The 19330-nt window shown below is 66.7% G+C and carries 17 protein-coding genes, 1 pseudogene and 1 riboswitch; of the genes and pseudogenes, 11 read left to right on the forward strand and 7 right to left on the reverse strand.

All coding sequences use genetic code 11. The annotated features are described in order from the left end of the window. Window positions 1-13: 13 nt before the first annotated feature. On the reverse strand, window positions 14-562 hold the full coding sequence (locus E0E39_RS08740; protein ID WP_130874394.1) for a GNAT family N-acetyltransferase: 549 nt from the start codon (window positions 560-562) through the stop codon (window positions 14-16). Between the two features lie 359 nt (window positions 563-921). Here E0E39_RS08740 and E0E39_RS08745 point away from each other — a divergent pair, with 359 nt between their 5' ends. From E0E39_RS08745 to E0E39_RS08755, 3 genes are read left to right on the forward strand one after another with little or no spacing between them, the layout of a single operon-like run. Continuing rightward, window positions 922-1650: an ABC transporter ATP-binding protein gene (locus tag E0E39_RS08745; RefSeq protein WP_130874395.1), complete on the forward strand. Its 729-nt coding sequence runs from the start codon at window positions 922-924 to the stop codon at window positions 1648-1650. Then, the gene (locus E0E39_RS08750; protein ID WP_130874396.1) at window positions 1647-2420 is read left to right on the forward strand and encodes an ABC transporter permease; all 774 of its coding nucleotides are present in this window, start codon (window positions 1647-1649) and stop codon (window positions 2418-2420) included. The genes E0E39_RS08745 and E0E39_RS08750 overlap by 4 nt, the downstream gene beginning before the upstream one ends. Before the next feature lie 4 nt (window positions 2421-2424). Beyond that, on the forward strand, window positions 2425-3027 hold the full coding sequence (locus E0E39_RS08755) for a TetR/AcrR family transcriptional regulator (RefSeq protein WP_130874397.1): 603 nt from the start codon (window positions 2425-2427) through the stop codon (window positions 3025-3027). Here the strand turns inward: E0E39_RS08755 and E0E39_RS08760 are convergent. Genes E0E39_RS08760 through E0E39_RS08770 form a run of 3 tightly spaced genes read right to left on the reverse strand, consistent with a single transcriptional unit; the run spans window position 2989 to window position 4920 of the window. Beyond that, window positions 2989-3177, reverse strand: a complete 189-nt coding sequence (locus E0E39_RS08760) for a helix-turn-helix transcriptional regulator (protein ID WP_130875672.1) — start codon at window positions 3175-3177, stop codon at window positions 2989-2991. The genes E0E39_RS08755 and E0E39_RS08760 overlap by 39 nt on opposite strands. A 37-nt stretch (window positions 3178-3214) precedes the next feature. Beyond that, window positions 3215-4054 carry an ABC transporter permease gene (locus tag E0E39_RS08765; protein ID WP_130874398.1) on the reverse strand — a complete coding sequence of 280 codons (840 nt, stop codon included), beginning with the start codon at window positions 4052-4054 and terminating at the stop codon, window positions 3215-3217. Next, window positions 4051-4920, reverse strand: a complete 870-nt coding sequence (locus E0E39_RS08770; RefSeq protein WP_130874399.1) for an ABC transporter ATP-binding protein — start codon at window positions 4918-4920, stop codon at window positions 4051-4053. The genes E0E39_RS08765 and E0E39_RS08770 overlap by 4 nt, the downstream gene beginning before the upstream one ends. Before the next feature lie 216 nt (window positions 4921-5136). Here E0E39_RS08770 and glnA point away from each other — a divergent pair, with 216 nt between their 5' ends. The 8 genes and pseudogenes from glnA (at window position 5137) to ptsP (ending at window position 15584) form a co-directional block, all read left to right on the forward strand. Beyond that, complete coding sequence (gene glnA, locus E0E39_RS08775) at window positions 5137-6558, forward strand: type I glutamate--ammonia ligase (protein WP_130874400.1); 1422 nt, start codon at window positions 5137-5139, stop codon at window positions 6556-6558. Between the two features lie 26 nt (window positions 6559-6584). Further along, on the forward strand, window positions 6585-8708 hold the full coding sequence (locus E0E39_RS08780; protein ID WP_130874401.1) for an MMPL family transporter: 2124 nt from the start codon (window positions 6585-6587) through the stop codon (window positions 8706-8708). Between the two features lie 174 nt (window positions 8709-8882). Continuing rightward, window positions 8883-10815, forward strand: a pseudogene (gene mtlA, locus E0E39_RS08785) (mannitol-specific PTS transporter subunit IIC). Further along, window positions 10816-11862: a zinc-dependent dehydrogenase gene (locus E0E39_RS08790; protein WP_130874402.1), complete on the forward strand. Its 1047-nt coding sequence runs from the start codon at window positions 10816-10818 to the stop codon at window positions 11860-11862. It begins immediately after the preceding pseudogene. 11 nt (window positions 11863-11873) lie between these two features. Beyond that, window positions 11874-12665 carry a DeoR/GlpR family DNA-binding transcription regulator gene (locus E0E39_RS08795; RefSeq protein WP_130874403.1) on the forward strand — a complete coding sequence of 264 codons (792 nt, stop codon included), beginning with the start codon at window positions 11874-11876 and terminating at the stop codon, window positions 12663-12665. Beyond that, window positions 12662-13591: a 1-phosphofructokinase gene (gene pfkB / locus E0E39_RS08800; protein WP_130874404.1), complete on the forward strand. Its 930-nt coding sequence runs from the start codon at window positions 12662-12664 to the stop codon at window positions 13589-13591. Before E0E39_RS08795 ends, pfkB begins: the two co-directional genes overlap by 4 nt. 35 nt (window positions 13592-13626) lie before the next feature. Further along, on the forward strand, window positions 13627-13899 hold the full coding sequence (locus E0E39_RS08805; RefSeq protein ID WP_130874405.1) for an HPr family phosphocarrier protein: 273 nt from the start codon (window positions 13627-13629) through the stop codon (window positions 13897-13899). Between the two features lie 8 nt (window positions 13900-13907). After that, entirely contained in the window at window positions 13908-15584 is a 1677-nt protein-coding gene (gene ptsP, locus E0E39_RS08810) for a phosphoenolpyruvate--protein phosphotransferase (RefSeq protein ID WP_130874406.1), read from the forward strand. A gap of 53 nt (window positions 15585-15637) precedes the next feature. Here the strand turns inward: ptsP and E0E39_RS08815 are convergent, their stop codons facing one another. The 3 genes from E0E39_RS08815 to E0E39_RS08825 all read right to left on the reverse strand — a co-directional run bounded on the left by E0E39_RS08815 (window position 15638) and on the right by E0E39_RS08825 (window position 19090). Next, window positions 15638-16930, reverse strand: a complete 1293-nt coding sequence (locus E0E39_RS08815; RefSeq protein ID WP_245988258.1) for a dicarboxylate/amino acid:cation symporter — start codon at window positions 16928-16930, stop codon at window positions 15638-15640. Window positions 16931-17258: 328 nt separating this feature from the next. Beyond that, complete coding sequence (locus tag E0E39_RS08820) at window positions 17259-18254, reverse strand: ABC transporter substrate-binding protein (RefSeq protein WP_130874407.1); 996 nt, start codon at window positions 18252-18254, stop codon at window positions 17259-17261. Then, window positions 18251-19090, reverse strand: a complete 840-nt coding sequence (locus tag E0E39_RS08825) for an ABC transporter permease (RefSeq protein WP_130874408.1) — start codon at window positions 19088-19090, stop codon at window positions 18251-18253. Before E0E39_RS08825 ends, E0E39_RS08820 begins: the two co-directional genes overlap by 4 nt. A 69-nt stretch (window positions 19091-19159) precedes the next feature. Then, window positions 19160-19298, reverse strand: a riboswitch (FMN riboswitch). Window positions 19299-19330: the final 32 nt, after the last annotated feature.

The raw sequence follows: 19330 nt of genomic DNA on the forward strand, positions 1-19330 counted from the left end.
ACACCGGCCGATGTCACCGTCCACCGTGCGGAACAACGGCGATCGGCAGCGGTTCGGTTCGTGGGGTGGGGTCGCTCGCCAGGCGTCCGTAGGTCACGACGTCGATTCGCTTCCCGCCGACCAGGAATTTCTCCCGCTCGACTCCTTCCTGGACGAACCCCGCGGCGAGCGCCACTCCCCGGGACGCGGGATTGTTGACCCGGTGTCCGAGCTCCAGGCGATGCAGTATGCCCGAGGCCAGGGCCCAGTTCGCGACGGTGGCCGCCGCACGGCCCGTCCAGCCACGCCCCCGCACCGCGCGATGGGTCCAGTACCAGAACCACGCGTTGCGGTTCCCGGAATCGAGGCTCAGGGCAACGAGCCCGAACAGCAGATCACTGTCCCCGACCATTGCGTATGGCAGATGCCGGCCGCCGGGAGCGAGCAGCCTGGCGACGTATGCTTCTGCTTCCGGTATATCGGTGACCCGCCCCTGCCGGGCCATGTCATCGGCTGACGTGAATGCCTCCAGGACCCGTGGCGTGTCACTGACCCCCAGCGGACGAAGTCTCATCCCAGTCATCGATCATCCTCCGAATAGTTCGTATCTCCTCGGTGCAGTGAGCCACCCCAAAAATGCTGAAGGCCCCGGGTACGAACAACGGCACCCCGGTCATCGGGGCTCATGATATTGCCGAGGCTGGCACATCGCTCCGCTGCTGCGCCCATCCGCGACTGCGTGCACCGCGGTGTTCTGCGTCGAAGGCGATGAGGAGTGCGGTCATGCGATTGTCTTCACAACGGTCCGCAGTGGGTGACACCGGCCGGAACACCACCGAGACCAGACCGAAACGCGACGGCGGACCACCACCCAGCACGCCTCGGCAGCCGGCCCCTTGTCCCAGGCGATCTCCGGCCACCCGGACATGTATTATTCACCACATGATGAACTCATCAGTTGATGAAACAGCCATCTCCGCCTCCGGGCTCGTCGTCAGGCGGGGTCGCAACGAGATCCTGCACGAGGTTTCCCTCTCCCTGCCCCGCGGTTCCGTCACGGGGCTGCTGGGCCCCTCGGGCTGCGGTAAGACCACCCTGATGCGCACCCTCATGGGGGTGCAGCACATCACCGCGGGTTCGGCGACGCTGTTGGGACTGCCGGCCGGGCATCCGAGGTTGCGCCGGAAGGTGGCATACACCTCGCAGGCCGTGAGCATCTACTCGGACGCGTCCCTGATGGCCAACACCATCTATTTCGCACGTCTGCTGGGAGCCGGGCGCGACTCGGCGCGCCGGGCGATCGACAGGGTGCAGCTAAACGGCCTGGAGCGTCGCCGCATCGACCAGCTGTCGGGAGGGCAGGCGAGCAGGGCCTCCCTGGCCTGCGCGCTGGTGGGTGATCCAGAGGTGCTGATCCTCGACGAGCCGACGGTGGGGCTGGACCCCCTGACCAGGCAGGCCCTGTGGATCCTGTTCCGCGACCTGGCGGAGCAGGGAACCACCCTGCTGGTCTCCAGCCACGTCATGGACGAGGCGACCCGCTGCGATTCCGTGCTGTTCATGCGGGACGGCCGGTTCCTGGCCTACGAGCCCGTGGCCGATCTTCAGCGCAGGACGGGAACCAGCAGCCCGGAGGACGCCTTCGTGGCCCTGATCGAGGAGGCGGCATGATGAATACCCGCGCCATCGGCCGGCCCGCACCGTTCGCCACGGTGGCCCGGATCATCGCGCAGCTGAAGGGCGACCCGCGCGCCATCGCCCTGATCCTCCTGGTCCCGCCCCTGCTGCTGACCCTGCTCTACTACGTCTTCTGCGACCTGCCGACGCCGCCCGGGCAGCCCCACGTCTTCGACACGACCGGGCCGATCATGCTGGCCGTGTTGCCGATGTTCATGATGTTCATCGTCACTTCGGTGATCATGCTCCGGGAACGTGCCTCCGGGACCCTGGAGCGGATCTTCACCACTCCCCTGACGCGTTTGAACCTGCTGGTCTCCTACGCCTGTGTGTTCGGTCTGCTGGCAGTGTTGCAGAGCAGCATCCTGGTGGCCCTGCTGCTGGGCCCGCTGGGAATCGAACTGACCGGCCCGGCCTGGGCCCTGCTCCTGCTCTCCTTCCTGGGGGCGGTGATCGGGGTGGCCTTCGGCCTGCTGGCCTCGGCCTTCGCCCGAACCGAGTTCCAGGCGGTGCAGTTCATGCCGGTTTTCATAGCCCCGCAGGTGTTTCTCTGCGGCCTGCTCGTTCCGAAGGAGCAGCTCCCGGACGCTTTGGAGACCATCGCGAGCTGGCTGCCGATGACCTGGGCGGTCGATGTCGTGCGCGACGTGCTGGCCAATCCGGAGCTAGGCTCGGACAGCTGGTGGCGGTTCGCCGCCCTGGCCGGGGTGATCTTCGCCGCCCTGCTCATCGCCGCGGCCTCCATGCCGAGAAAGACGAGGTGATCGCTTGCCCGGGGGTTCGAAGTCGGAACGCACCAAACTGCGTATCCAGCAGGCGGCCGCGAAGTTGTTCGCTTCCCGGTCCTTCGAGACGGTCAGCACCCGCACCATCGCCAAGGAGGCCGGGGTCGATGCCGCCCTGATCCACCACTACTTCGGCTCGAAGGAGGGCCTGTTCCAGGCGGTGCTGAACGCCGCCATCCACCCGGAACAGTTGGAGGCATTGGTCGTATCGGAATCACCCGAGGACTGGGGACGCCAGCTGGTGCGCGCCGCCGACAAGGTCTGGACCTCACCCGCCGCCCCCGCTCTGAAGGCGGTGGTGCGGCGGGTCCTGGTGGGCCACGAGGGCATGCTGCGCGAGTTCGTCACACGCTCCCTGTTCAACAGATTCCTCTCCCACATCGAAGGCCCGGACCCGGAGCGACGGCTCCGGGCCTCCCTGATCGGATCCCAGATGGCCGGTTTGGTGATCGCACGCCACATCGTCGGCATCGAGCCGCTGGCGAGCCTTCCCACCGACGAGGTCGCCGACCTGGTCGGTCCCGTGCTCCAGCACTACATCACGGGATCACTGCAATCTGGGGAAATCGTCGAGGGAGAAGACTGACTCCACGGGAACCTCGAAGAACCTGGCGATCCTGAGCGCCAGGTGCAGCGACGGCGAGTACTCTCCCCGTTCCAGGTAGCCAACGGTCTGGTAGTGGACGCCCAGCGCCTCGGCGAGTTCTCGGCGGCTCACCCTGCGATCCGCCCTCATCACGGCAATACGGTTGAAGACCCTTTCCTCCCCCAAGTCATCCTCCCGTCAGGGAACGAATGTTGGTCTGCATGCGCGAAAGCCTACCGATCCTCTCCTTGCGGAACCCGCGACGCACCAGGGCCGCAGCCACCGGGAATCCCACGAGAACCCAGACGGCCAACACGCCGAAGGCGAGCAGCGGCCGGAACGAACCGCCCACCTCCCAGGCGGGGTCGCCGACGAGCGCCCAGCGGGTCAGGTGTCCGGACCAGTAGAACGGGAGTGCCTGCTGGATGACCTGCACCCAGCCGGGCAGCGCCACCAGCGGTATGGCCGCCCCACTGGTTCCGAGCAGCGCGAGCACCAGCACATAGGAGAACATCTGCAGATTGGGACCGCGCGCCACCGCTCCGGAGAGGAATCCGATGGGCGCCGCCGCCAGGGAAGCGACGATCGCCAGGCCGATGGCGGGAATCAGTTGTCCCCAGCCGAGCGGGAAACCGTCCAGCAGGATCATCCCGAGCACCAGAAGGATCACCTGACTCACGACGAGTATCGCCATGGTCGAGACGGTCTTTCCGATGGTCCACACCATCGGTCCGTGTGGCAGGACGCGAACGCGCAGCAGGGCACCCCCGACCCGGTCCATGTAGGTTTCCGTCCCCACCTGTATGACGATCATGCAGCTCCACGAGCCGACGAAACCAGCCACCGTGAGCGAGTCCGTTCCCGTACCCCCTGTCAGATTGAGCCGGGACAGCCAGAGGACCAACAGTGCAGGCAGGAACGCCGTGAACATACCCGCACCGATGAAGGCCGGCCGCAGCTCCCCCCGGACCTGGACCAGAGAGGCACGGAGAACAGCGAGAAACATGGGAGGGGCGGCGCGGGTCATTTCCCCTCCTTGGTCAGGGCCAGGTACGCGTCCTCAAGGTTGGGACGGGTGATGGTGAGATCCGAGATGGCGTCGAGATCGAGGGTCTTGACGAACCCCTCGGGAGAGCTGGTGACATGGACCTGGCGTTCGCCCGCCTCGCGCCAGGTCACCTGGGCGGCGCCGGAGAAACGCTCACGCAGCTCGGTGACGGTGCCGTTCGCAAAGACCCGGCCCCGACCCATGATCACCACCCTTGACGCGAGCCGTTCGGCCTCCGCCAGGTCGTGGCTGGTCATCAGCACCGTGGCGGCGTCGTCGACGCGCTCGAGGATGAGGTCATGCACCCGGGCCCTGGATGCCGGGTCCAGGCCCGCGGTCGGTTCATCGAGGATCAGCAGCTCCGGTTTCCCCAGGAGGACGGCAGCGAGGTCGACGGCCCGGCGCTGGCCTCCCGAGAGCCGCCCGAGCCGGGCCCCTGCCCTGTCCCCCAGACCGACCATGCGCAGCACCTCGTCGACGGTTGAACCGGGCCGCCCCGATGTGGCCTGGATGGCGCGCACCCATTCCAGGTGATCACACACCCGCCACCGGGCGTGATCGGACCAGCTCTGCTGGACGAGGCCTATCCTGCCCCAGAACCCGGCACCCGCTTTTCCGGGATCCACGCCCAGCACCCGGATCGTTCCGGAATCGGGCGGCAGAAAACCGAGCAACAGTTCGACGAAGGTGGTCTTGCCCACCCCGTTGGGCCCCAGGAGGAACACGACCTCACCCGGCCGGATCACAAGATCCACTCCCCGGAGCACCGGCAGGCTTCCGTAGGCGAACTCGACCTGCTCGGCCACAACCACGTCCATCACGCCCTCCCTCAGCAGCGAAGACACCAGATATCATAGCAGGAATGCTATATATCATAGCATCTCCATACTATCTTGGATTCGCTCCCGGCAAGACAGCCACCGCGAGGACCGTCCGGCACGAACCCCGGGAACCGGCAGAGCCCATCCCCTGTGCTGTAACACCGCCGTTACGATGGCGGAAGATCTGGGCAATCTGGGCCCCATAGGGTGGTCCCAGTTCACAAGACAACTGGAGGGTTCATGTTCACAAGCGCCGAGGAGCTCCTGGCCTTCGTCAAGGAGGAGGGCATCGAGACCATCGACTGCCGCTTCTGCGACCTGCCGGGCGTGATGCAGCACTTCACCGTTCCGGCCGGCTCCTTCGGCCCCGAGGTCTTCACCGAGGGTCTGAGTTTCGACGGTTCCTCGATCGCAGGGTTCCAGAAGATCCACGAGTCGGACATGGCCCTGCTCCCGGACCCGACCAGCGCCTTCGTCGATCCCTTCCGCCGGTCGCGGACCCTGAACATCAACTTCTTCGTCCACGATCCCCTCACGAAGGAGCCCTACTCCCGCGACCCGCGCAACATCGCCCGCAAGGCCGAGGCATATCTGATCTCGACGGGCATCGCGGAGACCGCCTTCTTCGCCCCCGAGGCCGAGTTCTACGTCTTCGACGACATCCGCTTCGACTCCACCCCCAACGCCTCCTATTACCACATCGACTCCGAGGCGGGGGCCTGGAACTCCGGCCGCGTCGAGGACGGCGGCAACCGGGGCTACAAGGTGAAATACAAGGGCGGATACTTCCCCGTCGCCCCGGTCGATCACTTCGGCGACCTGCGTGACGACATCGTACGTCACATGGAGAACGCGGGTCTGACCGTTGAACGCGCCCACCATGAGTGCGGCACAGCCGGCCAGGCCGAGATCAACTGGCGCTTCGACACCATGCTGAAGTCCGCCGACGACGTCATGAAGTTCAAGTACCTCGTCAAGAACACCGCCTGGGAGGCCGGCAAGACCGCCACCTTCATGCCGAAACCGATCTTCGGGGACAACGGTTCCGGGATGCACGTCCACTCCTCGCTGTGGAGCGGCGGGAAACCGTTGTTCTACGACGAGAGCGGCTACGCGGGCCTGTCGGACATGGCCCGCTGGTACATCGGCGGCATCCTCAGGCACGCGCCCGCGCTGCTGGCCTTCACCAACCCGAGCGTCAACTCCTTCCACCGGCTGGTCCCGGGGTTCGAGGCCCCCGTCAACCTGGTGTACTCGCAGCGCAACCGTTCCGCCTGCATCCGCATCCCGATCACCGGCTCCAACCCGAAGGCCAAGCGCATCGAGTTCCGCTGCCCGGACCCGTCGAGCAACCCCTACCTGGCCTTCGCCGCCATCCTGCTGGCAGGACTGGACGGCATCCAGAACCGCATCGAGCCCCCCACCCCCATCGACAAGGACCTCTACGAGCTGCCCCCCGAGGAGCACGCCGAGGTCCCAACCGTGCCCGCCAGCCTGAGCGCGGTACTGGAGGCCCTGGAGGCGGACCACGAGTTCCTGCTGGCGGGAGACGTCTTCACCCCCGATCTGATCGCAACGTGGGTGGAGCTCAAACGCGCGGAGATCCAGGCCATCGCCGTTCGGCCACATCCACACGAATTCGAGCTCTACTACGCCCTCTGAGTACCCGTGAGCCGTAGGCTCACCCCATGAGAACCCGAACGACCCGTCTCATCACTCCAATCGCTCTGATCCTGTGCTGGCTGTTGGCGGGTGGGATAGGTGGTCCGTTCTTCGGGAAGGTCAGCGAGGTCGCGCGCAACGACCAGGCGAGCTTCCTTCCCACCAATGCTGAGGCAACCGTCGTCGGGCAGAGGTACCGCGATTTCGTGGGCAACGATCAGATTCCCGCCATCGCCGTGTTCGCCGGGGAGAATCCTCTGACGGAAGCCCAGAGGCGGGCCATCATGGCCCTCGGGCAGGACCTGGGGGCCATGGATGGCGTGGCCGCCGTCTCCCCACCGATCACCTCCGAGGACTCCATGGCCGCCCAGGTCTTCATCGGAATAGACGCGACGGCAAACGTCTCCAGGACGGTCAGTTCGGTCCGGGAAACAATCTCGGCACACGACCTTGCAGGGTTGGACTTCCACGTGACGGGTCCGGCGGGATTCACCAGCGATCTCTCGCGGGCCTTCAGCGGGATCGACGGCCTGCTGCTGCTCGTGGCCCTCGGGCTGGTGCTGGTGATCCTGGTGGTCGTGTACCGAGCCGTGCTCCTTCCACTGGTGGTGCTGTTGACGAGTGTGTTCGCCCTCGCCGTCGCGCTCCTGGCCAACTGGTGGCTGGCGAAATGGGGTGTGCTGACCATCACGGGGCAGACCCAGGGAATCCTCTTCATCCTGGTGATAGGCGCGACCACGGACTATTCCTTGTTGTACACGGCCCGGTACCTGGAGGAGCTGCGGCGCCACGAATCGAGAACGGAGGCCACACGGGCCGCGCTGCGCGGTGTCCTGGAGCCGATCCTCGCCTCCGGCGGCACCGTGATCGCCGGGCTGCTGTGCCTGCTGTTCAGCGACCTGGGTTCCAACCGCTCCCTGGGACCGGTTGCCGCCATAGGCGTGACCTTCGCGGTACTCGCCTCGCTGACCCTGCTCCCGAGCCTCACCCATCTCCTGGGCCGGGCCTCCTACTGGCCCCGGGTACCGCGTTTCGACCCCGACCGCACGGATGAGCAGCAGACCCACACCGGCGTGTACGCGAGAACCGGCCGGTTCGTCTCGGAACGCCCCCGCGCGGTATGGATCGCCTGCATCATCCTGCTGGGCATCGGGGCCGCCTTCATTCCCAGCCTCAAGGCGGACGGGGTTCCCGTCAGCAGTTTCGTGCTGGGAGCCTCCGACGCCCGGACCGGCCAGGAGGTTGTGTCGCGTCACTTCCCGGGCGGCGCCGGCTCCCCCGCCTATGTCCTGACCGCCGAGAACAACCTGCAAACGGTGGCGAACCGGTTGCTGAACAACGACGGCGTGGCCTCCGTCAGCGTCGTCTCGAAGGCCTCACCCTCGGGCTCCGTACCCGTCACGACGGCGGGAATCCAGCCCGTCGGACGGCCGGGAACACCACCCCCGGCTCCCACGGTGGACGACGGCGAGGTCATGTTGCTGGCCACCCTGAGCACCCCGGCCGACAGCGACGAGGCCATCGGAACCGTGCGCGAACTGCGGGCGGACCTGTCCGGGACCGCACGCATCGGAGGCGCCACCGCCACCGATCTGGACACCAGAACCACCACACAACACGACAGGGCCCTGATCATACCGCTGGTGCTCGTGGTGATCCTGGTCATCCTCGTCCTGCTGCTGCGCAGCCTGCTGGCCCCCGTACTGCTGGTGGCGACCACGGCCCTCAGCTTCGGGACCGCCATGGGGGTTGCTGCCGTCGTGTTCAATCACGTCCTGAACCTCCCGGGAGCCGACCCGTCGGTGCCGCTGTACGGGTTCGTCTTCCTGGTGGCCCTGGGCATCGACTACAACATCTTCCTCATGACCCGGGTGCGTGAGGAGGCGCTGGTGCACGGGACACGCGAGGGCATGCTGCGCGGACTGGCGGTCACGGGCGGGGTCATCACCTCGGCCGGCCTGGTACTGGCGGCAACCTTCGCCGCGCTGGCCGTCCTCCCGATCCTGTTCCTGCTGCAGATCGCCTTCATCGTCTCCTTCGGGGTGCTGCTGGACACCTTCGTCGTGCGCACCCTGCTGGTCCCCGCCCTGGTCCAGGACATCGGCCCCGCGGCGTGGTGGCCGTCCCGGCTGCTCAGGAACCGGCCCTGACCAGCCCCTTCGCTGGATCCGCCCGTTTCGATCCGAAACAGTCCGAAGTTATTTCTGTTTCCACCCGTTTTAGAGGTTGACTCCCTCCGCATCTGCCCGTATTGTTCTGGTATCGGCTTCGAAACCCACTCGAAACCACACATTCAGACATCGGAGTCAGAAAGGGTGATTCGCATGTCCCTACCGGATGCGCGTGTCAACAAGAATCTCGAGGGCAGTGGCTTCCGTGCCCGCGTCCAGCGCTTCGGAGGTCACCTTGCCGGGATGATCATGCCTAACATCGGTGCATTCATCGCCTGGGGCCTGCTCACCGCCCTCTTCATACCGGAGGGGTGGGCACCCAACGAGACCCTGGCCACCATGGTGACCCCGATCATCACCTATCTGCTTCCCGTCCTCATCGGCTACACGGGTGGCCGGATGGTCCACGGGCAACGCGGCGCGGTCGTCGGTGCCCTGGCGACGATGGGCGTGATCGTCGGCAGCGACACCCCCATGTTCCTGGGCGCCATGGTCATGGGGCCGCTCGCCGCGTGGGTCCTCAAGCAGTTCGACCGCACGATCCACGGCCGGGTGGCGAACGGGTTCGAGATGCTCGTGGACAACTTCTCCCTCGGCATCATCGGCATGATCATGGCCACCCTGGCCCGCCTCGGGATCGGGCCCGTGGTCGGTTTCCTGGTCAACCTGCTCGGCCAGGGGGTCCAGCTCCTGGTGGACAACGGCCTGCTTCCGCTGGCCTCCGTCGTCGTGGAGCCCGCGAAGGTGCTGTTCCTGAACAACGCCATCAACCACGGTGTCCTGTCCCCCCTGGGTGCGGCGCAGGCGCAGGAGGTGGGGCAGTCCATCCTGTTCATGGTGGAATCGAACCCGGGACCCGGCCTGGGTGTCCTGCTGGCGGTGTGGTTCTTCGGCCAGAAAGCGTTGCGCAGCACCGCTCCCGGCGCCGTCATCATCCACTTCTTCGGCGGCATCCACGAGATCTACTTCCCCTACGTCCTGGCCAAGCCGGTTCTCATCGTCGCCTCGATAGCGGGTGGTGTGAGCGGGTTGCTCGTCGGCAGCATCACGGGAGCCGGTCTCGTCGGCCCGGCCTCCCCCGGCAGCATCATCGCCTACCTGGCGGTCACGCCCCGGGGCGGGTACTTCGCGGTGCTGTCTGCCGTGATCGCCGCCACGGTGGTCAGTTTCCTCGTCGCCGCCCTGCTGCTCGGTTTCGGGCGGGGCCGGAACACCGAGGCACCCGAGGCCCCGGCCGGTTCCGGGGAATCCGGGCCAGAGCATGCGGCCGAGACCCGGAACCCGTCCGATGCCGCGGAATCCCCCGCCGAGGAAACCGAGGAGGAAGCCGGAACCCCGGCCACCGGCACCCGCGTGCTCAACGGCCGCGACGTGAAAAAACTGGTCATCGCCTGTGACGCCGGGATGGGCTCCAGCGTCATGGTGGCCAGTTCCATGAAGAAGCGCCTCGCTCCCTACGGCGTCGAGGTGTCCCACTCCCCCGTCAACGAGGTCAGCCCGGAGACCGAGTTGATCATGTGCCAGTCGGGCCTGGCCGACCGGGCCCGCAACATCGCCCCCAACGCCGTCGTCATCACCTTCGAGCAGTTCCTCGGCGACCCGGCCTTCGCCCGCGTTGAGAACGCCATCAAATCAGGAGAGAACCTTGTCTGAGATCCTGTCCCGCGCGACCATTCGCCTCGGATTGAACGCCACCGACAAAACCGATGCCATCACGCAGTGCGGTTCCCTGCTCGTCGCCGTCGGAGCCGTGACCCAGCCCTACGCCGACGCCATGTTCGAACGCGAACACCAGGTGCCCACCTACCTCGGGGAGGGGGTCGCGATCCCACACGGCACCAACGAATCACGGGAACACATCCAGCGCACCTGCCTCGGTTTCCTGCAGTTCCCGGGCGGGGTGGACTGGGACGGCGAACGGGTTTTCGTCTGCATCCCGATCGCCAGCCGCGGCGAGGAACACGTCGAGATCCTCGGCGCCCTCGCCGAGGTGCTGATGGATCCCGACGCCGCAGCCCAGCTGCGCACCACCACAAACCCTGACGACGTCCTGCGCCTGCTCGGCGCCTTCGGAAAGGAGAACTGAATGCTCGCCCTGCGTTTCCACGCCCCAGAGGACCTGCGCCTGGAGGACGTCCCGGAACCCACCTGCGGAACCGACGAGGTGAAAATCCGGGTGAAGAACTGCTCGACCTGCGGAACCGACGTGAAGATCCGCAAGAACGGGCACCAGAACCTGACCCCGCCCCGCATCATCGGGCACGAGATCGCGGGCGAGGTGGTGGAGGTCGGCCCCGGTGTCGCCGGCGGCTGGAAACCCGGCGACCGGGTCCAGGTCATAGCCGCGGTTCCCTGCGGGAAGTGCCACGAGTGCCGGAAGGGATGGATGGCCGTCTGCCAGAACCAGACCTCCGTGGGCTACCAGTACGACGGAGGTTTCGCCGAGTACATGATCGTGCCCCGTGAGGTGTTGGCGGTCGACGGCATGAACCGCATCCCCGACGGGGTCGGTTTCGCGGAGGCATCCGCGGCCGAGCCCTTCGCCTGCGCCATCAACGCACAGGAGCAGCTCGGGATCGAACCGGGCGACGACGTGGTGATCTTCGGCGCCGGACCCATCGGCTGCATGCACGTGCGCATCGCCCGCGGGGTCCACGGGGCCGGGCGCATCACCCTGGTCGACATCAACTCCGAACGGCTGAAGATGTCGGCCGACGCGGTGCAGCCGGATGTCGTGATCAACGCATCCGAGGTGAACATCGTCGAGGAGATCATGAAACTCACCGACGGGCGGGGCGCGGACGTGATCATCACCGCCACCCCCGCGAACATCACCCAGGAACAGGCGGTCTCGATGGCGGCCCGCAACGGGAGGATCAGTTTCTTCGGCGGACTTCCCAAGACGAACCCGACCATCACGCTGGACTCCAACCTCGTCCACTACCGTCAGCTGCACATCCACGGAGCGAACGGCTCGTCCCCCGAGCACAACCGCCGGGCCCTGGATTACATTGCCAGTGGTGAGGTGCCCGTGGCCGACCTCATCACCCGCCGCATCAGGCTCAGCGACGTGATGGACGCATTCGGGATCGTCGAGCGCGGCGAGGCCATCAAGGTCACCGTGGAACCCTGACAGGAGCCCTGATGAACACCACCGCCCCGACCTCCCGGATCCGCTACGCCGCCGAAAGGCAGGAGGCCATCGCCGACGCAGCCCGTTCACAGGGGCGCGTGGACGTCACGGAGATCTCGGAGCGGCTCGGTGTCACCCCCGAAACCGTGAGGCGCGACCTCACCGCCCTCGAACAACGGGGCCTGGTGAGGCGCGTCCACGGTGGGGCCCTGCCCGTGGCCCAGACCGACCGGGAACCAAGCATCCTGCAGCGCCTCGGGGTCGGGGCGGGTGAGAAGCAACGCATCGCAGAACGGGCGTTGGCGGAGCTGCCCGGCCAGGGCACCATCCTGCTGGATTCCGGAACCACCACCCTGGCGCTGGCCCGGCTGCTTGCGAAGGACCTGGGGCTGGCGGTGGTGACCAACTCGGTGGCCATAGCGGCCGTGCTCTCGGACCACCCCGATCTCCAGCTGCACCTGCTGGGGGGGCAGGTCAGAACCCGCACCGGCGCCGCGGTGGGGTCCTGGGTGGAACGGGCTCTGAACGAGACGTGCATAGACGTCGCTTTTCTAGGCACCAACGGTTTCAGCCTGGAGCGGGGAATGACCACCCCGGACCTGGCAGAGGCCGATGCGAAGCGGGCCATGGTTGCGGCCTCCCGGCGCCGAATCGTGCTGGCGGACGCCAGCAAGGCCGGGCTGAGCCATTTCCAGCGCTTCGCCGGCATCGAGGAGATCTCGCTCCTCATCACCGATTCCCGCCTCGACGACGAAACCGCCGAGGCACTCGACAACGCAGGCATGGAGGTGGCCCGCGCATGATCGTCACCCTGACACCGAACCCGAGCATCGACCGCACCGTGCTTGTGGAGAACCTGCTGCCGGGCGAGGTGAACCGAGCCGCCAGCAGCCGCATCGACCCGGGAGGCAAGGGGGTGAACGTGGCCCACGCCCTGATCCGCAACGGCCACCCCGCCCGCGCCGTGCTGCCGCTCGGCGGTCCGGACGGCGAACTGCTGGCCCGCCTGCTGCAGAACGCGGGGGTTCCCTTCGACGCCGTCCCCATAGCGGGGACCACGCGGACGAACATAGCCATCGTCGACCCCACGGGGGTCACCACCAAGGTGAACGAACCCGGGCCCGCGCTGTCCCCCGACGAGGTGGAACGGCTCGGCGAAACCGCCGGTGGGGCAACCGGCCCCGTGGTTCTGTGCGGCAGCCTACCGCCGGGAACGGACGACTCGTTCCTCGCCAGGATGATCGCCCGGCACCCCGGCAGGGTCGTCGTCGACACGTCGGGGGCCCCGCTGGCCGCCGCCGTTGCGGCCAGACCCTGGCTGATCAAACCCAACCGGGAGGAACTCTCCGAGCTGACCAGCCGGGAACTCCCCACCCTGAGCGCCGTGGTCGACGCCGCCCGCGAACTGGTCGCGGGCGGGATCGGAGTGGTCGTGGTGAGCCTGGGCTCCGACGGCGCCCTGTGGGTGGACCCCGATGTCGTCCACCACGCCAAGGCCACCGTCACCGAGCCGCGTTCCACGGTGGGCGCCGGCGACTGCCTGCTGGCAGGGGTGCTCAGCTCCCTGACCACGGGGGGAGACCCGGCGACCGCGCTGAGCCGGGGAGTCGCGTGGGGGGCGGCCGCGGTTGCCCTGCCCGGCAGCGCCATGCCGGGCCCTGAGGAGATCGCAGCCGTGGCGGTCACGAGCACTCCCGAACCAGACCTGAACACCGTGCTCACCGGCTGAGTACGGACAACCCGAACACAGACAAGGAAAAACCCATGACCACCCGTACCGCAATCATCGCCTCCTCCGTCGGACTTCACGCCCGCCCGGCGAGCCTGTTCGTCCAGAAGGTCACCCGCTCCGGGTTGCCCGTGACCATCGCCCGCCCCGGCGGGAAACCCGTCAACGCGGCATCGATGCTGGCGGTGATGGCCCTGGGCGTCAAGTGCGGGGAGGAGGTCGAGCTCTCCTGCGACGCGGAGAACGGCGACGCCTTCCTCGACGAGCTCGTGGCCTTCCTCGCCGTGGATCACGACGCGAAGGGATGACCAGTACCATGCGCACCCTGACCGGAATCGGGGTCTCCCCCGGCAACGCCATCGGCCCGGTAGTCATCGTCCGGCCACCCCAGCCCCTGCCCGCGACCGAACCCTGCTCGGCGGATCCGCAACAGGACCTGACAAGGGTTGCGGATAGCCTGTCCGTCGTCGCGGATGATCTCGACGCCAAGGCGGCGAAGCTGGAGGGGGACGCCGCGGAAATGGTTGCCGCCGCCGCCATGATCGCCCGTGACCCGGGGCTGATCGATGCCGTCGAGCAGAACCTCGACGGACGCACCGGCCCCGCTCATGCGCTGCAGGCCGCGGTCGCCAGCTATGCGGAGCAGTTCGAGGCCATCGGCGGGTATTTCGCCGAGCGGGTCGCTGATCTGCGTGACGTCGGGCTCCGGGCGGAGGCGGTTCTCCTGGGCCGCCCGGTTCCGGAGGTTCCCGAGCTCACGGAACCGAGCATCGTGGTGGCCGAGGACCTGGCTCCCGCGGAAACCGCCATGCTTTCCCCGGAACTGGTGCTGGGCATCATCATTTCTGAGGGAGGCAGGACGAGTCACACCGCGATCCTCGCGGCGCAGCGTGGCCTGCCCGCTGCCGTCCAAGTGGCCGGGGCGCTCGAGATCCCCGATGGAACCACCGTGGCCCTCGACGGCGAGTCCGGGGCCGTGGTGCTGGATCCCGACGAGACCGTGAAGACGAGGCTGCGGGCCCGGAGCGAACGCCTGGCGCAGCTCAATGAGCTGACCTCGCCGGGCAGCACCTCCGACGGGCACCCGGTGGCGCTGCTGGCCAACATAGGGGACGTCAACGACGCCCGGGCCGCCGCGCTCACGGCCGCCGAAGGGGTTGGTCTGTTCCGCACCGAGTTCGTGTTCCTGGACGCCCAGGACGCGCCCGGTGTGGCGGAGCAGGCGGACCTGTACGAGGCGGTACTGGCGCCTTTCGGGACCCGGCCCGTCACGGTGCGCACCCTCGATGCCGGGGCCGACAAACCACTTGCGTTCGCGGATCTGGGGCCGGAGCCCAACCCCGCGTTGGGCCGCCGGGGCTACCGTCTGATGGAGGAACGCCCCGATCTTTTGAGGGACCAGCTCGCCGCTCTGGCGGAGGCGCGGCGCCGCACCGGTGCGAGCGTGAAAGTGATGGCCCCCATGATCGCCACGGCGGATCAGGCACGGGCCTTCGTGGAGGCCGCCCACGAAGCGGGGCTGCCCGTGGCGGGCATCATGATCGAGGTGCCGTCCGCCGCGCTGCGTTCCCGTCACCTCCTTGCTGGCTGTGATTTCGCGAGCATCGGCACCAATGACCTGGCGCAGTACGCCATGGCCGCTGACCGGATGGTCGGGGAACTCGCGGATCTCCTGGACCCGTTCCAGCCCGCGGTGATCGACCTGGTGGCGGCGGCCTGCGAGGGTGGCCGGATCAATGAGCGGCCCGTGGGGGTCTGCGGCGAGTCGGCGGGTGACCCGCTGATGGCCCTGGTGCTGACCGGCCTGGGGGTCTCCTCGCTCTCCATGTCACCCGGCCGGATGCCCCTGGTCCGGTTCGCCCTCGGCCTGCACGAACTGGCCACCTGCCGCGCCATGGCGGAGGCCGCCAGGGACTGCGTGGACGCCACCGGGGCCCGGGCTGCCGTCGCCGCTCTGACCCACCCGGAGCTGCGCGAGCTTCTCGGCCTCTGAGCACATGGAATGGTGTTGTACTCGCGCAACGCGCGCACAACACCATTCACCATTCAGGCATTCACACCATCGAAGGCGGGGTCGGCATCGAAAACCGTTTGATCCAGAATGCCCTCGCGCCTGGCGACCACCGTGGGAACCAGTGCCTGCCCGGTCACGTTCAATGCGGTACGCCCCATGTCAACGATGGGTTCAACCGCGAGCAGCAGGCCGACTCCTGCGAGCGGCAACCCCAGCGTCGAAAGAGTGAGGGTCAACATAACGGTGGCTCCGGTCGTCCCCGCGGTGGCGGCGGATCCCAGCACCGAGACGGCGATGATGAGCAGGTAGTGACTCCAGCTCAGTTCCCTTCCGTAGAACTGGGCCACGAAGATGGCTGCCAGCGCAGGATAGACGGCGGCACAACCGTCCATCTTGGTGGTCGCTCCCAGCGGCACGGCGAAGGCCGCGTAGCTGCGGGGTACGCCCAGATTGCGTTCCGTCACCTGTTCGGTGACAGGCATCACGCCCATCGACGAGCGGGTGACGAAACCGAGGGTGATGACCGGCCAAATATTGCGATAGAACTGCACCACTGGCACGCCGCTGAGCTTCAGCACCACGGGGTAGACCAGGACCCAGACGAGGACCAGTCCCGCGTAGAGGGCGATGATGAAAACTCCCAGCGACGCCATCGAACTCCAGCCGTAGGACGCAATGGCCTTGCCGATCAGGGCCGCCGTTCCGATCGGCGCCAGCCGAATGACCCACCACAGCACCTTCTGCACCACTGCGAGAGTGGACTCGGCGAAGTTCACGAAACCGTTCGCAGCATCCCCGACCTTGAGCGCAGCGATCCCGAGGACGATGGAGAGCACCAGGATCTGGAGCACGTTGAAGCCGGGAGTGGCGTTCATCACGCCATCCTTGGCGCCGAGGTCGATCTCGAGGCCAAGGAAATTGTCGGGAATCAATCCCATGAGGAGAGCCGTCCAGGAACCGACCCGGTCCGGCTCAGAGGCCGTGGTATTGACACCGGCCGTGAGCCAGGGACGAGAGATCACCCCGACCAGGATGCCGACCACCACGGAAGCGAACGCCGTCACAGCGAACCCGATCAGGGTACCGACCGCCAGCCGGGCAGCGTTGGCGACCTCCCGAAGTCGTGCGATGGAGGATATGACGGCCGTGAATACCAGCGGTGTCACCAGCAGTTTCAACAACACGACGTAGGCGTTCCCGATCTGGGTCAAGGTGATGGTGAGCCAGTTCGGCCCCGCTTCATCAGGGCCAATGACCATGGCAATGCCACCGAACACCACACCGGCCACGAAACCGAGAACGATCTGAACGCTGAAACGTGACAACGGGCCCTGTCGCTTTGGCGGAACCGAGGCATCGGTATCGGGCAGGGCTTCAGATACTACTTCTGACAAGAATCACTCCTGATGGGAAATCTAGAGATCCGGCACACGAGATCGCTGGACCACGATGAAACCGGGGACAAGGTTTACTGGAGTCGCAGGACTCAACAGTTGCAGCTCGCCTGCAGACGCAGATCGACCCACGCACGGGTGGTCAGCGGCAGGAACATGCTCGAAAGACTGCCACACAGCACCTTGGAAACCAAAACAGACCCACACCAAGAGCCTGTTCCGGGCCTTGTCTACAACTGTCGGAGACAAGGCGGAGGCTTCACCCCACTTCCAGCACCATGCCATCGGGGACCGAGTCGATGATTCCCACCCGGCTCAGGAACTCACCCATACGAATGAAGTCATCCCGTTCGACCGCCACCAAAGCCTTCCCGTCAGGTCCGATCCAGAATTTGCTGGTGGCTTCAAGGACTGCTTCCGCCTGTTTCCGCTGGGCTTCCTCCGCGAGGGCGGGGACCTGCGCCTCGGTGGCCCTGATGGCCAGTTCCGGGTTGCTCAGTATCCGGTTCTCCGCCTCGAGGACAGCCCCCGTGATCAATCCGAGCTGCTCAACGGGAAGGACGCCCTCCCGAGTGATCAGCCCGGGACCGACCAGGTTCGGTTTCTCCTTGTCGACCACGTCGAGCTGGTTGTAGGGGAACCCCGCGGCCTTCAACTGAATGGCCTCATTGTTGCTGAACCCCACGACGGCATCCGTCTTGCCGGTGGTAAGGGCTGCTACCTGTGTCCACCCGATCTCGGTGATGCCCACCTTGTCCTCGCTGAGACCTGCACGGTCCAGCGCGACGAGGGTTGTGTACCAACCTGCTCCGTACCGCCCCTGCACCCCCAGGGTTTTCCCGGCGAGACCGGAAAGATCCGTGATGTCACCGGAGCCGAGGATCACCCCCGGGTACTGCCGGTAGCAGGTGGCAAAGGTACGCAGCTCAGGCATTCCCCCTGCGGCCGAGACCACGGCCTCGTCGCTGGATGCGAACACCACCTGTTCCTCTCCCGCCGCCAGTGCGGTGAACAGGCCCTCCTGGGTTCCGTGGTGCCTGAGAGTCAGGCTGATTCCGGCGTCCTTGAAGAGTCCCTCGGATTCGGCTACGTAGAAGGGGCTGAACTGGATGTTCGGAATGTAGGTGAGCCCCACGGTGATGGTCGTCCCGTTCGTGGTGGTGTTCTGTTGCCCCGCCTGCCCGCCACAGGCGGCCAGGGTCGTCCCGCCGAGGGCGGCGATACCGAGGAGGAAAGAGCGACGGTTCGGTTTCATGGGTGTTCTCCTTGCAGGTTTCGGTTGGCGACGCGCTCGACGAGACCCATCAGGGACACGAGAACGGCTGCGATGATCGCCAGTAGGGCCAGGACAGTGAAAACCCCGACGGTGTCCACCGCCTGCTGGGACTGGGTGAGCAGGACTCCGAGCCCCTGTCCACCCATGACGAACTCACCGACGATCGCGCCGGTCATGGACAGCACCACTCCCCCGCGCACCCCGGCCAGGACGGCAGGAGCGGCCATCGGAGCCTCGACGTGGACGAGGCGCCGCCAAGCTCCCGCCCCGTCGAGCCAAGCGGTCTCGATCACGCGCATGTCCAGGCCACGCAATCCCACGACGGTGGTGGTGACCATGGGGAAGAACGCGATCACCGAGCAGAGGACTGCGACGGGAATGGTTCCGTACCCGATCCACAGCACCAGCAGCGGTGCGACGGCCACGAGCGGAACCGTCTGGGAAAAGGCTATGAAGGGTTCGGCGACGGCCGCGAGCAGCCGTGAGTGGGCGATCGTGAATCCCAGCGGCAGGGCGACGGCAATGGACAGGGCGGATCCGAGAAGCGCCGCCACCAGGGTTGGTTCGACGTAGCGCCATGCGATTCCGGAACCCACCCAGCGGGCGGCACGAGAGACCACGGCCACCGGGTCCGGGAGCAATACCGCAGGGGTGACCCGGGTGAGCAGCCACCAGGTGAGCAGCGCCACCAGCACGGCCACGAGGGGGGGCAGGACACGCGCTACGAGTGAAACCGGCCGGGTGCGGGCGGGATAGGCGGACCACAGCCCGGCCCGGGCGACGAGCCGGCCACGTCGCGTTTGCTGCTCGGTCAAGAAAACCTCGGTCCTTTCTCGGCCCGGGGTGCACGCACAGCGCCCACATCCCTGCCGGTGTGGACCGTCGACGCGCTCCTCCCATCCAGACTTTCACTGTCGGTCCCGGAGTTTCACCGGATCAACCTGTTGGCCCGTTCAAACTGGGCCGCGAGGGTCGCGGACTGTCACCGCCGGTTCGGACTTTCACCGACCCCGGATGCGTCGGCAACACCCTATCCCATCCCGGACAGGGCCGCG

It is taken from the genome of [Pseudopropionibacterium] massiliense, assembly GCF_900607225.1.
Classification (GTDB): Bacteria; Actinomycetota; Actinomycetes; order Propionibacteriales; family Propionibacteriaceae; genus Arachnia; species Arachnia massiliensis.

Bases quoted from the DNA above. Each gene is read 5' to 3' on its own strand.
- E0E39_RS08740 (WP_130874394.1), bottom strand. From the start codon at position 562: ATGACTGGGATGAGACTTCGTCCGCTGGGGGTCAGTGACACGCCACGG.
- E0E39_RS08745 (WP_130874395.1), top strand. From the start codon at position 922: ATGATGAACTCATCAGTTGATGAAACAGCCATCTCCGCCTCCGGGCTC.
- E0E39_RS08750 (WP_130874396.1), top strand. From the start codon at position 1,647: ATGATGAATACCCGCGCCATCGGCCGGCCCGCACCGTTCGCCACGGTG.
- E0E39_RS08760 (WP_130875672.1), bottom strand. From the start codon at position 3,177: ATGAGGGCGGATCGCAGGGTGAGCCGCCGAGAACTCGCCGAGGCGCTG.
- E0E39_RS08765 (WP_130874398.1), bottom strand. From the start codon at position 4,054: ATGACCCGCGCCGCCCCTCCCATGTTTCTCGCTGTTCTCCGTGCCTCT.
- glnA (WP_130874400.1), top strand. From the start codon at position 5,137: ATGTTCACAAGCGCCGAGGAGCTCCTGGCCTTCGTCAAGGAGGAGGGC.
- E0E39_RS08780 (WP_130874401.1), top strand. From the start codon at position 6,585: ATGAGAACCCGAACGACCCGTCTCATCACTCCAATCGCTCTGATCCTG.
- E0E39_RS08790 (WP_130874402.1), top strand. From the start codon at position 10,816: ATGCTCGCCCTGCGTTTCCACGCCCCAGAGGACCTGCGCCTGGAGGAC.
- E0E39_RS08795 (WP_130874403.1), top strand. From the start codon at position 11,874: ATGAACACCACCGCCCCGACCTCCCGGATCCGCTACGCCGCCGAAAGG.
- pfkB (WP_130874404.1), top strand. From the start codon at position 12,662: ATGATCGTCACCCTGACACCGAACCCGAGCATCGACCGCACCGTGCTT.
- E0E39_RS08805 (WP_130874405.1), top strand. From the start codon at position 13,627: ATGACCACCCGTACCGCAATCATCGCCTCCTCCGTCGGACTTCACGCC.
- ptsP (WP_130874406.1), top strand. From the start codon at position 13,908: ATGCGCACCCTGACCGGAATCGGGGTCTCCCCCGGCAACGCCATCGGC.
- E0E39_RS08820 (WP_130874407.1), bottom strand. From the start codon at position 18,254: ATGAAACCGAACCGTCGCTCTTTCCTCCTCGGTATCGCCGCCCTCGGC.